General features: G+C 48.5%; 9 protein-coding genes. 6 read left to right on the top strand and 3 right to left on the bottom strand.

Annotated elements, in window-relative coordinates; all coding sequences use genetic code 11:
• The first annotated feature begins 7 nt into the window (after positions 1–7).
• From ABFZ84_RS14400 to ABFZ84_RS14420, 5 genes are all read left to right on the top strand, one after another.
• Positions 8–868, top strand: coding sequence for a fumarylacetoacetate hydrolase family protein (locus ABFZ84_RS14400; RefSeq protein ID WP_369314776.1), 861 nt, complete (start codon positions 8–10; stop codon positions 866–868).
• A gap of 18 nt (positions 869–886) precedes the next feature.
• Entirely contained in the window at positions 887–2,374 is a 1,488-nt protein-coding gene (locus tag ABFZ84_RS14405) for an FAD-linked oxidase C-terminal domain-containing protein (protein ID WP_369314777.1), read from the top strand.
• Positions 2,375–2,376: 2 nt separating this feature from the next.
• On the top strand, positions 2,377–3,606 hold the full coding sequence (locus tag ABFZ84_RS14410) for an FAD-binding protein (protein WP_369314778.1): 1,230 nt from the start codon (positions 2,377–2,379) through the stop codon (positions 3,604–3,606).
• Position 3,607: 1 nt separating this feature from the next.
• Complete coding sequence (glcF, locus tag ABFZ84_RS14415; RefSeq protein ID WP_369314779.1) at positions 3,608–4,894, top strand: glycolate oxidase subunit GlcF; 1,287 nt, start codon at positions 3,608–3,610, stop codon at positions 4,892–4,894.
• 169 nt (positions 4,895–5,063) lie between these two features.
• The gene (locus ABFZ84_RS14420; RefSeq protein WP_369314780.1) at positions 5,064–7,121 is read left to right on the top strand and encodes an outer membrane protein assembly factor BamB family protein; all 2,058 of its coding nucleotides are present in this window, start codon (positions 5,064–5,066) and stop codon (positions 7,119–7,121) included.
• Between the two features lie 792 nt (positions 7,122–7,913).
• Here ABFZ84_RS14420 and ABFZ84_RS14425 read toward each other — a convergent pair.
• Together ABFZ84_RS14425 and ABFZ84_RS14430 are read right to left on the bottom strand one after the other, a co-directional pair.
• Positions 7,914–8,300 (bottom strand): hypothetical protein, encoded by a 387-nt coding sequence (locus tag ABFZ84_RS14425; RefSeq protein WP_369314781.1) that lies wholly within the window; start codon positions 8,298–8,300, stop codon positions 7,914–7,916.
• 99 nt (positions 8,301–8,399) lie between these two features.
• Entirely contained in the window at positions 8,400–11,261 is a 2,862-nt protein-coding gene (locus tag ABFZ84_RS14430; RefSeq protein ID WP_369314782.1) for a TonB-dependent receptor plug domain-containing protein, read from the bottom strand.
• Between the two features lie 463 nt (positions 11,262–11,724).
• Between ABFZ84_RS14430 and ABFZ84_RS14435 the strand changes: the two genes are divergently transcribed.
• Positions 11,725–12,156 (top strand): NIPSNAP family protein, encoded by a 432-nt coding sequence (locus ABFZ84_RS14435; RefSeq protein WP_369314783.1) that lies wholly within the window; start codon positions 11,725–11,727, stop codon positions 12,154–12,156.
• A gap of 11 nt (positions 12,157–12,167) precedes the next feature.
• On the opposite strand, the gene ABFZ84_RS14440 is transcribed toward ABFZ84_RS14435, so the two are convergent.
• The gene (locus ABFZ84_RS14440) at positions 12,168–13,289 is read right to left on the bottom strand and encodes a P1 family peptidase (protein WP_369314784.1); all 1,122 of its coding nucleotides are present in this window, start codon (positions 13,287–13,289) and stop codon (positions 12,168–12,170) included.
• Between the last annotated feature and the right edge of the window lie 2 nt (positions 13,290–13,291).

Genomic DNA, 13,291 nt, shown 5'->3' on the forward strand with positions numbered 1-13,291 from the left:
TATTTGAATGAAGTTGTTACGCTACGGCCCCGTGGGCAATGAAAAACCCGCGATTCTTGATCAAAATGGTGATATTCGCGATATTTCTGGTTTAATTACTGATTTTACTACCGAACAATTACTACCAGAAAACCTCAAAAAGCTAACTAAAGTCGATGTTACATCGCTACCCGTTGTAACTGGCAACCCTCGTCTGGGGGCACCGTTTGTCGGCTCACGGAAATTTCTTGCGATCGGTCTAAATTATGCTGACCATGCGGCTGAAGCGAACATGCCGATCCCGCCAGAGCCAATCCTATTTACCAAAACAACAAGTTGTATTCAGGGTCCTGACGATGATGTCATGATCCCTAAAAATTCAAAAAAGACGGACTGGGAAGTTGAGCTTGGTATCGTCATTGGCAAGTGTGCAAGTTATGTAGATAAGTCAGATGCCCTTGAACACGTCGCGGGCTATGTTTTGATTAACGACGTATCAGAACGCGAGTTCCAGCTTGAACGAGGTGGATCTTGGGATAAAGGCAAAGGCTGCGATACATTTGGACCCATTGGACCATGGCTCGTTACTTCAGATGAGATTGGCGACCCTCACGACCTTGATATGTGGCTTGATGTGAATGGCACGCGTATGCAGACCGGCAATACACGCACAATGATTTTTGATATTCCGACCATCGTTAGCTATGTGAGTCAGTTCATGACGTTGGAGCCCGGAGATATTATCACGACGGGCACCCCCCCTGGCGTTGGTATGGGCTTCAAACCCGATCCAATTTTTTTAAAACCTGGCGATCAAATCCACCTCGGTATTGAAAAACTCGGGGAGCAACGCCAAGCTGTCGTTGAATGGCAAGAACGAAGTGATTGATAAGGTGCAATAGTACCCGTGTTAATGCCGACCCCAAATTCAAACCTCATAGCACGACGGGCAGAGTTCGTCTCCGCATTACGCACCATCGTTCCTGGTGAAGGTGTCATTGACGATACCGTCGCCCTCGCGGCTTATGAGTGTGATGGTCTTACTGCGTATAGGCAAAAACCAATGATTGCAGTTTTGCCGGAAACCGTCGATCAGGTTTCTGAAGTGCTACGGTATTGCCACAACGTCGGCCTAAAGGTGGTCCCACGAGGCGCTGGCACGTCATTGTCGGGCGGTGCCCTCCCCCTCGCAGATGGTATTATTCTGGGTCTTGGTAAGTTCAACAAAATTCTTGACGTAGATTATGAAAATCAGTGTGCTGTTGTTCAACCTGGCGTTACTAATCTTGCGATTACTCATGCGGTAACTAACGACGGCTTTTATTATGCCCCAGATCCATCAAGCCAAATCGCATGCTCTATTGGCGGTAATGTTGCCGAAAATGCTGGCGGGGTTCATTGTTTAAAGTACGGAACGACTACAAACAATTTAATGGGTGTAGAAATCGTTCTCATGGATGGGACGGTTTTACGCCTTGGTGGAAAATCTCTGAATGAACCAGGTCTAGATTTACTAGGCGTTATATGCGGTTCCGAAGGGCTATTAGGTGTCGTGACAGAGGTAACTGTCCGAATACTACCTGTGCCGGAAATTCGCCGCGCTCTGTTATTGGGCTTTAACAGTCTTGAATCTGCCGGAACATGCGTGAGCAGCATCATTGGGCAAGGAATCATTCCCGCAGGCATGGAAATCATGGACAAGCTTGCGATTGAAGCCGCAGAGGCATTCGTAAATGTTGGTTATCCGCTTGATGCAGAAGCCATCATGATTGTTGAGCTTGATGGATCAGCTCCGGAAGTCGACCATTTAATCGACATTGTGCACGGTCTCGCAAAAGACAGTGGCGCAACATCGTTGAGAGTTTCGAACAACGAAGATGAGCGGCTCTCATTTTGGGCAGGGCGCAAAGCTGCGTTCCCGGCGATCGGGCGTATTTCACCCGATTATTATTGTATTGATGGTACAATACCACGCCGTACCCTTCCCGAGGTTCTCACGCGTATAAATAAGATGTCAGACGAATATAATTTGCGAGTGGCCAATGTTTTCCATGCGGGCGACGGCAACCTTCACCCCATGGTTCTTTATGATGCCAGTATTCCTGGTGAACTCGAAAAAGCAGAAAAACTTGGATCAGATATTCTTACACTTTGTGTCGATGTCGGAGGAGTGCTCACCGGAGAGCACGGCGTTGGCGTAGAAAAACGCGACTTGATGGAAGTTCAGTTTTCAAGCTCTGATATTGATCAGCAACAACGATTAAAATGCGCCTTCGACGATCAAGGCCTACTCAATCCCGGTAAGGTTTTTCCGAAACTATGTCGTTGTGCGGAATTAGGTCAGGTTCATGTTCATGGTGGGAAGCTTCGGTTTCCTGAGCTTGATCGGCTATAATTGTGCGTGAAGTCTGGAAACCCCAAAATGTAAGCGAGCTACAATCCGCGATTAAAGATGCGCTGTCTTCACAGATTACGTTGGAATTGCGCGGTTCTGGTTCAAAAAGACGGCTTGGTCGAAAGGTTCACTCCAATGTATTGGTCGATCTATCGCGGATAAGCGGAATCACCCTCTACGAACCAGAAGAAATGATCATAACGGTTAGGCCTGGAACGCCTCTTGCTGAAATCGAAGCCGCTCTAGCTCAGCATAATCAACGTTTGGCTTTCGACCCTCCGAGTTATGTCGCGTTATGGGGGGCCTCATCCGATCACGGAACCATTGGTGGCGCTATGATGACCGGTCGCGCGGGATCGCGAAGACTTACAGCAGGCGGGCCAAGAGATCACTGTTTGGGCGTAAAAGCCGTGAATGGTTTTGGAGAAATTTGTGCCGCAGGCGGAAGAGTCGTTAAAAACGTTACCGGCTTCGATATCTCGAAATTGGTGACCGGAAGTTTCGGAACGCTATGCGCGGTGAGTGAACTCACACTCAAAACACATCCAACGCCAAATGACACTGTAACGCTTGCATTACTTGGGTTAGATGACGTCACCGCTGTTGATACCATGCGTCAAGCCATGTCCTCATCGTGCCAGGTTTCTGCTGCTGCATATCTACCTGAACAGATAACAAATCACTTTGCAAATAATACGCTTCCGCCCCATATATCAGCTACCCTTTTACGTCTCGACGGTTTTCATCCTACCACGCGCGCCCGAGCCGAAACACTTTCTAACCAATTAAAATCCATTGATGGTCATCAGTTAATTCCTTGTACTGAGTCTCGCCCCCTATGGATGGAAATTTCAAATGCTCAATGCTTTTCCCAAAACATTGAGCATGCCCTTTGGCACATTTCAGTTCCTCCAAAGAATGGCCCTGAAATAATTGATCACCTGCGTTCGATGTTTAAGTTCGATTATTACTTTGACTGGGCTGGCGGCGGAATATGGGTCGAAATCAAAAATCAATCTCACGATTACTCCACAGAGATTCGACAGACTATTCGAGATTTGGTGGGTGGCGATGGCCATGCCACGCTAATGCGTACACCACATGATTTAATTGACGTGGCAGCCCCGTTCCAGCCGCTCGCACCTGAAATTGAAGCGATAACACGTAGAATAAAATCGCAATTCGACCCGATGGGCATATTTAATCCCGGCCGAATGTATAAGGGGATTTGATATGCAAACAGGTTTTTCACAAGAGCAATTAAAGTCTGCTCCAATGGCGTCTTCCCAAGAAGTCATAAAATCATGTGTGCATTGTGGTTTTTGTACCGCGACCTGCCCAACATATTTATTGCTAGGGGATGAATTAGATAGCCCACGCGGGCGCATCTATTTGATGAAAGAAATGCTTGAAAAAGGTGGCAAACCAAGCAGCAGCACCGTCAAACACGTTGACCGATGTTTGAGCTGCTTGAGTTGTATGACAACGTGCCCCTCTGGCGTAAATTACATGCATCTTGTTGATCATGCGCGCGCATACATAGAGGACAATTATCAGCGCCCACTGTTCGAACGTATCATCCGCAACACGCTTGCACGCATTTTACCAAACCCGACATTGTTTCGGCTGTCATTGCGCCTTGCGGCATGGGGACGCCCATTTCAATTTCTTATGCCAAGTCGAATTAAAAACATGATCGACATGGCACCTCAAAAGCTGCCTCCAAAAGACCTCTTTGAAAAACCTAACCTCGCGAAGACAGACACCTTACGTCGTGGCCGTGTTGCTATGCTTGCGGGCTGCGCACAAACCGTTCTTGCCCCACAAATCAATGCGTCGACTGTTCGGTTGCTAAATCGCTTAGGTTTAGACGTGCTAACCGCGGAGGGTTCAGGGTGTTGCGGTGCCTTACCCCATCATCTCGGGAAGACAAAAGATTCACATGCCTTCGCCAAAGCAAATATCTCTGCCTGGATTAAAGAGATGGATACTGACGGGTTAGACGCAATTATCGTCAATGCCTCTGGCTGTGGAACAACCGTAAAAGACTACGGATTTATGTTTCGCGATGATCCGGAATGGGCCGATCGGGCGGCACGCGTAAGCGAAATTACAAAAGATATTAGCGAGACAATCTCTGACCTTAAGCTAGGTCCTTTAAAGCCTATGGGAATGCGGGTTGCTTATCACGCCGCCTGTTCCCTGCAGCATGGTCAACAAATACGCAATGAACCGAAAGCCCTACTGCGTCTTGCTGGTTTCGATGTTGTTGAGCCGAATGAGGCTCACATATGTTGTGGTTCAGCCGGAACATATAACTTGATGCAACCTGAAATCGCAGGTCAATTATTAGAACGTAAGGTCAAAAACATTGAAGCTACCGGTCCTGCCGTCATCGCAACCGGTAATATTGGATGCATGACGCAAATCGAAAAAGGGACGGGTATTCCGGTGGTTCATACAGTTGAGCTGTTGGACTGGGCGACCGGCGGTCCAAGGCCAGAAAGGCTCGCGCCTTAACAACAAACAAGCTAAAATAAAGGGGAAATAAGCCGTGCCATATAGGCGCGAGACAGGACATTGACGGGCAACATCAGTTCTGTATATCGTATACAGTATAATTTAACGCGAGGGCCAATCATGACATTAAAATGTCTGGTTGCGAAAACGCGCATACGAGGAAACGTTCATGAGACAAACCATAAGACCAAATCCAACGCGCCGTGTGCGCTTCTTAAGCTCAACTGCGGCCGTACTCATACTGTCAGTATCCGCAGGCTGCGCAGACCGCGATGCAGAAGCCGTCGCTGATGAGGCCACGCCGGAAGAGCAACAAAGCACAACGTCGGTCACCCCCTCCACTTCCAAAAGTACAGCAAAAGCGATCGACCCAAAACACGCGGCGCAACGTACAGATTGGCCAACAGTCAATCATGATCACGGCGCACAAAGACACTCCGTTCTTGACCAAATCACTCCAGAAAATGTCAACGATCTTGAGGTTGCCTGGGTGTATCACATGAAACCGCCACTTGATCCCGCTACAGAAGAAGTACCCGGCGGGGGATTGTTAGCATCCCAAGCAATTCCATTGGTTATTGGCAATACGATGTTTATCGCAACGCCGTACAGCCGCGTGGTTGCGCTTGACGCGACAACGGGCGACGAAAAGTGGTCGTTCACCATTCCTGATTATGATCGCCCTTCGCTACGTGGTGTTGAATATTGGCCCGGCGACGATCAACAAGGCCCTGCTATCGTTTTCGGAACCCGTCTCGGACGGCTCTATTCCCTCGATGCGGAAACTGGTGAAAGAAACACCGAATTTGGAGACAATGGCGTCGTTAACCTGAAAACGCCTGAAGTCATGCATACGGGCGTAGACAAATCTTATATTCTCCCCTCTCCGCCGGTAATTTATAAAAACCTTGTGATTACTGGCGCTGGACCAGGCGAAGGCCCCGGCGGCACAAATGGTGGCGAAGGCCCCGCAGGCGATACGCGAGCGTGGGATATCCATACCGGTGAATTAGTTTGGACATTTCATTCCGTTCCCCGTCCGGGCGAAATTGGACATGACACTTGGGAGGGCGATAGCTGGAAAAAACGTTCCGGCGTCAATATCTGGGGCATGATGACGCTCGATACTGAGCGAGGTATTGTCTACATGCCATTCGGCGGCCCCAACAATGACCGCTATGGCGGCGATCGTCCCGGCGACAACTTGTTTGGAAGCTCAATTGTTGCCGCGAATGCAGAAACCGGTGAGTATCTGTGGCATTTTCAAGTCGTTCGCCACGATATCTGGGATTACGATACGGAATCACCGCCCGTTTTGATGGATATCGAGCAAAACGGAGAAAGCGTGCCGGCTATTGGAATTGTCAATAAAACCGGACTAATGTTCTTCCTGAATCGCGTAACGGGCGAACCAATCCACCCTATCGAAGATCGGCCAGTACCAGCGAGCAATGTACCAACGGAAAAAGCAGCAGAAACGCAGCCCTTCCCTGTTGTTACAGAACCGCTGTCGCGCAACTCAATCTCACGCGAAGAGCTTTATAACGAAACGCCGGAACATGCCGAATATTGTCGCTCACTCGTAGACGACAATAATATGAAATTATCAAAAGATCCGTATACACCGATTGGTTTCAATGAGTATACAGTGACATATCCGGGAACACACGGTGGCGTGAATTGGGGCGGTGGTTCCTTTGATCCTGAAACCGGTTTCTATGTGGTGAATGTTACCAATATGGGCCAGCCTATGCGGCTTATCCCGACGCCTGACGGAAAATCATATATAAACTCTGGCAAATACGCTGGTACACGTCGCTTCTGGAATCCGGAAACGAGATTACATTGCGCAGCTCCGCCATGGGGTCAACTTGTAGCCGTTAATGTAAACACAGGTAAGGTTGAGTGGCGTTCTACGCTCGGCGTAACCGATACCCTGCCAGAAGGAAAACAGAACACAGGTCGACCGTCTCAAGGTGGCCCCTCAACGACCGCTGGTGGCCTAACATTTGTAGCCGCCACTGATGATAGCCGTTTCCGGGCATTTGAAACGAAAACTGGCAAAGAAGTTTGGACAACAAAACTTCCCGCAACGGCTCACAGTATACCTGTTATTTATGCAAACAGCTCTGGAAAACAACACGTTGCGATCGTAGCAACTGGTGGGGGTCTTCTCCGAGCACCTGTCGAAAGCGACTCCCTCGTCGTGTACGCACTACCTGAATAGCTACAACCCGGTCAGAAGTCTTAGCAACCCTGGCCTCTCAGTCCCTTCCGCGAGAGATCCAGTAAGACCCTCTGACCAAGCGGACCACCGTCCTGCCCGATCCAAATCGGTGGTCCGCATCTCTCTCCAACAAAACAGCATAAATAATGCGCGCTCAAAGTTGAGCGCGTATTATTTTGCGACAAAGGTTTTCTTGGGGAAATCCTCATCAGAAATACGCTCGAGCGGCATAATAAGTAACTAAATCGCGCCCCTAAGACACCCATGTATCGTATCGTCCAAAGAAGACTTGGGGGGCCGGGCAAGCAACCATATTCCAACAGATACTAAAGCGACTTCTGGAGTTCTACAGCCCCCTCCTCGACTGACGGCATCAATGGAATTGGTATGCAGTAAAGAGCAGCGAGGCATCAGGGAAGGAAATTTCGCGACATTAGCAAGGATACTACTCTAGTTTGCCCGACACGGCGTTCATAACTCACGACGTAGCGAACGCCTCAGGAAACCAAGTGAATACGGCAGTCAAAGTCACGTCACGATCATTCAACAATACGCAAAGTACAAAACCCGATGTTAAGTACTTGCCATGCCGATTAAAACTTATCATCATGACGACCTTTTCACAGCACCGAATGTCATCATCATCACGTGCAGCGTCCAATGAGTGTGCGCGTTGTAATACAACAATTAAGCAGGCCAGTCTGTAACTGGCCTGCTTAAAAATAAATAATTGATTTTATTAAAGGTAGAAAAAATGTTGGCCCGTTTAAAATGCTCGATACGGGTTTAAAATTACTCTTCCTTAGGCGGAAAATTCTTAGCGAGATAATTGGTTATTTCCAACATCTCTTGCGGCGAACCCATCGCGCCCCGATCCCCCATAAATTGAACGAGGTCATACCATCCCTGTCGGTCACGATTCACTTCCTCAATACGGTTCAACGCATGACACCCAGAGCAAATCCGAATTGTGGTGTCACGCCCCGGCCCCAAAGGAAGAAATTCCGCCTCTTCTTGTAACTCTTTTGAAATCGCTGGTTGCGACGGCTCTGACGGCTGCGGGCTTTCCACCGAAGTCACCTCACCTTTTGATGCGCTCGTTGTCGACGTATCAGTTTTCCCTTGTCCACATCCAGATATCAAAAGGACCGCAGACCATAGTATCAAACTTTTACGCATCGACTGCATCTCTACCTCGTAAATGCAAAACTTCTTAAAACGAAACCCGACAAGCTTTAAGCAAGCTTGTCGGATTCATTCATATCAAGTTCTCAACAATTAGAACTCGAATTTTAGTCCAGCCGTAAAGTAACGACCGACGACATCATACATACCCTGGTTTGTTGGGTATTGCTGACCCGGCTGCCCATTTGCGATCAATGGTGGTTTCGTGTCCATAACATTATTAATGGTCAGATACGCATTATACATTCCGCCACCGATTTCAAAGTCATAATCTACAGTGATATCGGTATAGACGATTGCCGCAACAGTTGGCTCTTCATAGATGACCCCTACGTCTTGGGTTCTATCAATCGACCCAATGAAACGAGCACGGGCTGTGAAACCAAATGGCCCATCCTGATATGTCGCTGACAAATTGATCCGGTGTGTCGGATCATTCTCTTTGTTATGAACGTCCCTTGGTGCGGAATTCGCATCAGCTTGAGTTGTTCGGTTAGGAACATAAGATCCCAGAAGACGCAACCCAATATTAGCATCGCGACCAAAAGGTTGCATACCAAAATTATATGACAACTCGTAGTCCAGACCACTCACCGCCAACAGTGCTTGGTTGATTGACAGTGCACGAACTGACACTGGGAAATTGTCGGACGCTGGAGAGTAGTCGAATGGATACGGACGGACCACGTACTGACAAAGGGTTGATGTACCACCCGAAACAATACACTCGTCATTCACCGCTGTTCGATTGAGGCGAGAAATAGCATCCGTAATCTTAATGTTGAAGTAATCAACAGAAGCCGACAGGCCAGGAATAGATGATGGCTGCCACACAACACCTGCGGTATGCGTATTACCAATTTCTGGCGTTAGATTCGGATTCCCGCCTGAAAGAGTAATGATGTTATCATTGCGGCCTGAAAGCGGATCGAAGAACCCGCCACGCGCGGCCTGGTCACCCGCATACAGCTCGAACAATGTAGGCGCTCGAATATCGCGAGACCTAGTGTAGCGGAACCGAAGATCAGAGAACGGTGTCCAACTCATCCCCAACTTCCAGGTTTTCACGCCACCACTTGTAGAGTAATCCGTATAACGGAAGGCACCGTTGAAATCGAGATTTTCCGCGAACTGGTGACCACTCAAAATCGGAACAGCTGCCTCAATAAACGCTTCGCGGACAGAATAGGCACCGGATGCGATACCGACATTGGTCGAATTATATTTGTTTATTCGGCTCGCAACGTTGGTCCGTAAGCCTTCAGTTGATGTTTCAATAGCTGGATTAGAGTTACTGGTTTGGTTCAGCTTTTGTTTGCGATACTCGCCACCAACCGCGAAAGAAACGGGGCCAGCCGGCAAATCGAATGCATCGCCAGAGAATTCGCCAGCAACGATATGCATATTCTGCTTCACGTTGAACTTGGAGAACCCGCTAACCCAATCCATATCTGCTTGCGACGGAGAGCCTTCACCAAACCAATTGATTGGACGACAATCATCCATCAACCCAGGATTGGTCAACGTGATATTACAAACGATATTTCCGTCTGGGTCTCGAACGGCATCAAATGACGCAAAGAATCGCTGCTGGTAGAAGTTACCCGCATGTGACGAACGAAGAATGGTATCACCGTAAGCGTAAGTTGCTTTCCAGTTAAAATCTCCAACCGTACCTTCTAACCCTGTAAGGAAAGTGTAAGCGTTACTTAGCGCATCAACTTCCTTAAATGGCTGATCAGCATGAATACGACCTGCCCCAACCCGAGCATCATCCTCTGTGCCCGCGATACCGTCACGACCAACATATCCAGCTAATGCTGCGGCGGCGGCAGGTGGAAGGTATGCGTTATCCGCATAGACATAAATCGCGTTAGTTTGAGTACCAGAGCCAATAGTCACGTATTTATTGCGCGACTCTGTAAAGCTTAGCTGTGCAAAAGCATTTACGTTGGACCCTACTTCAAAATCGAACCGACCAAAGAATTGATCCGTTAATTGAGAACCTGTCAGCGTATGACCAATACTTGGAGAACCATCGCCACCGATACCTTTATTGCTTGTTCCTGGTGGAGAAATACCTGGATCAAATGGTACTAACTGACCATTCGGCAAAAAGTGCATTCCTTCGAGCGGGTTTCCATCATTGACCGCAAAGTTTTCAGCATAAGGGAACAATGTTCCAAATGTACCTGTTTGATAAAGAACGTTAATTTGGTTCCGATATGGCGCAGCTTCAGTACCGTTACCGACTCGTCCCCACCATTCGCCACCACGTGGGCGCATTTCATTCCGCGGCAGACCATCACGTTCATAATGATCATAGCTAAACAGGACATGACCGCGATCACCGAGCACATCAAATCCACCTGCAATCGAGGCTTTAAACGATTTGTCATCTCCGTAGCCTGACAAGCCACCCTGAACCTGCCCCTTAAGGCCATTGTAGTCTTTATCAAGAATATAATTGATAACGCCACTAACAGCATCAGAACCATATTGAGCAGACGCACCACCCGTAACAACTTCGACACGCTCAACAAGAGCAGAAGGAATAATGTTAACGTCAACAGTACCATTAAAGGTCGTCGGTGGAATTCGCTGTCCGTCAAGAAGAATAAGGTTCCGTACAGAACCAAGTCCACGCAGATTTAAAAAGTTACCTGCCCCGTTATTCGTGGCTTGATTACCAGTGTTTTGTGTGCTGGCATCCATTGCAAATTGCGGCAACTGATTAAGACCATCAGCGATACCACCCGGAGCAGTACGTGTTAGCTCTTCAGTCGTTACAACAGTTACTGGTGTTGGTGCGGAATATCCGTCGCGTACGATTCTCGAACCGGTGACAACGATCGTGTCATCGTTCGATGATGCACCGGCTTCTTGTGCCGTTGCTTGTGCACCAATGGCTAGCAAACTTACGCCGCCCATCATTGCAGGAACTAGTCTTAACATTTTCAACTTAACACCCTCCCTATCATTAATCTGCCGCTACTACGGTCAGGCAGCCTCATACCTTCTCTTCGAAGGTTGGCTAATATGATTTAATTATTGAATTGACGCGCCACCACCTCGCATGGTCGCAAACGCCGCTCAGTCAAAAAAATGCGCCGGCACTCAATAGCCGTCGTGAAAAGTTTGAATTCTGATACGCAAGACTTTTAGCCCTGCCCCATCCTCCGCCTACCGATTTATAGTCAATCTGGACAATTATATGGTTCTAAAATGAATCACCTTGCCTCTATGAAACTGTATACTAAATACTATACTGAAACTGTCAACCACCTAAAATAAGAAGTAGGCAACACCCCAAAAATACCAATATCTTATTGTTTTTTATGCATTATTTGAAATCTCGTTTAGAATTTTCTTACCTTTCGTCACAAATTCTAACCCGACACTGAGGAGTAAAGTTATCATGAAAATTATGCCGACAGCAGGCCTTGCCTTCGCTGCCCTTTGCTGCATTTCTTCACCCGCGTTTGCATCGCAAACGGCAGAAACACGTGGCAAAACCTGTATTTACGAGATGCGTACCTATTACGCAGCAGACGGAAAATTGGAAGAACTACATTCCCGCTTTCGCGAACATACGTTGAGAATTTTCGCAAAACACGGAATTGAATCCGTGGGGTATTGGGTTCCAGAAGAAAATTCGAAAAATACGCTGATATATATTCTAACTTACCCGGACAAACACTCGCGCACCAATTCGTGGGCAGCATTTCGTGCCGATCCAGAGTGGCAGTCGGTCGCAGAGAAGTCAGAGGAAAATGGAAAACTGGTCGAGCGAGTCGACTCCACTTTCCTCTATAACACCGATTATTCGCCTATGAAGTGTTCTGAATAAACCTAAATAGGTTACAAATCACGCCACGCTGGCTTAGGAGAATTACCCGGCAGGGAAGTTGCTTCGTATACGGCACGTGCAATTGCCCTAGCCAGAGTGTCCGCAGCGATTGCCCCAAGCCGCATCGTTAAAACAGAACGCGGCATAATCGATGGTGCTTCATGTTGAGCTGTCGAAAGCGAGAAAACGACATCGCCATCAAACGGCGCGTGGATTGGCCGGAGTGCCCGCGCCAATCCATCTTGCGCCATAACCGCAATACGCTGCATCTCAACCCGCGTTAACGCAACGTCCGTAGCAATACATGCAATTGTCGTATTCGCACGCGGTTTTGCTTGGCGCAGCGCGTGACCATAATCTTCTGGATTGGCATGAAGCTCTTCAGTACCCAGCCCCCCAAACTCATTACCAATCTCAACTGGCGCGGCCCAAAACTGCTTACTTCCGGGCGCAATTGCTGACCCTAAACTATTAACCGCAACGATCGCACCAACGGTATGCCCATCGGCGGTAACAGTTGATGCTGACCCGAGACCACCTTTGATACCACCCGACATAGCGCCGAAACCGGCACCAGCAGTCCCTAGCTCAAATTCTTCTGACGCGGCTTCAAGCGCCTTTACACCCAGCTTTCGATAAGGTGGTTTCTCGCCCCATTTTTTATTACCGCCATTCGCAAGGTCATAAAGGCAAGCGGTTGGAAGAATCGGTGACGGCGGCACGCCTGGCACAGAACCCATGGAAAATCCGCGATTACGCGCGCCCATCCAAGCAGCGATCCCATCCGCAGACGCCATTCCGTACACAGAACCACCGGAAAGAACCACCGCATCAACTTCCTGAACGAGATTGTGTGGTGCGAGTGCATCTGTTTCTCTCGTGGCAGGGCCTCCTCCGCGGACATCAACTGCCGCGACAGCCGCTTTATCTGGAAGAATAACAGTGACGCCTGTTTGCACTTTAGCATCCTGAGATTGCCCTATTTTTAATCCGGGAACATCAGTAATCAAATTACGGGGACCAGTTTGGCGTGCTGTGTTTCCATCAGCGGCAAATGATAGCCCGCCCGCGGAAAGTGCAAACCCGGCTGAAGAAACCGAAGCCAGTGTTCCAAGTAATTCCCTGCGATTCATCG

The sequence above is a fragment of the Hyphococcus lacteus genome (assembly GCF_041058985.1).
In the GTDB taxonomy this organism is placed as follows: Bacteria; Pseudomonadota; Alphaproteobacteria; order Caulobacterales; family Parvularculaceae; genus Hyphococcus; species Hyphococcus lacteus.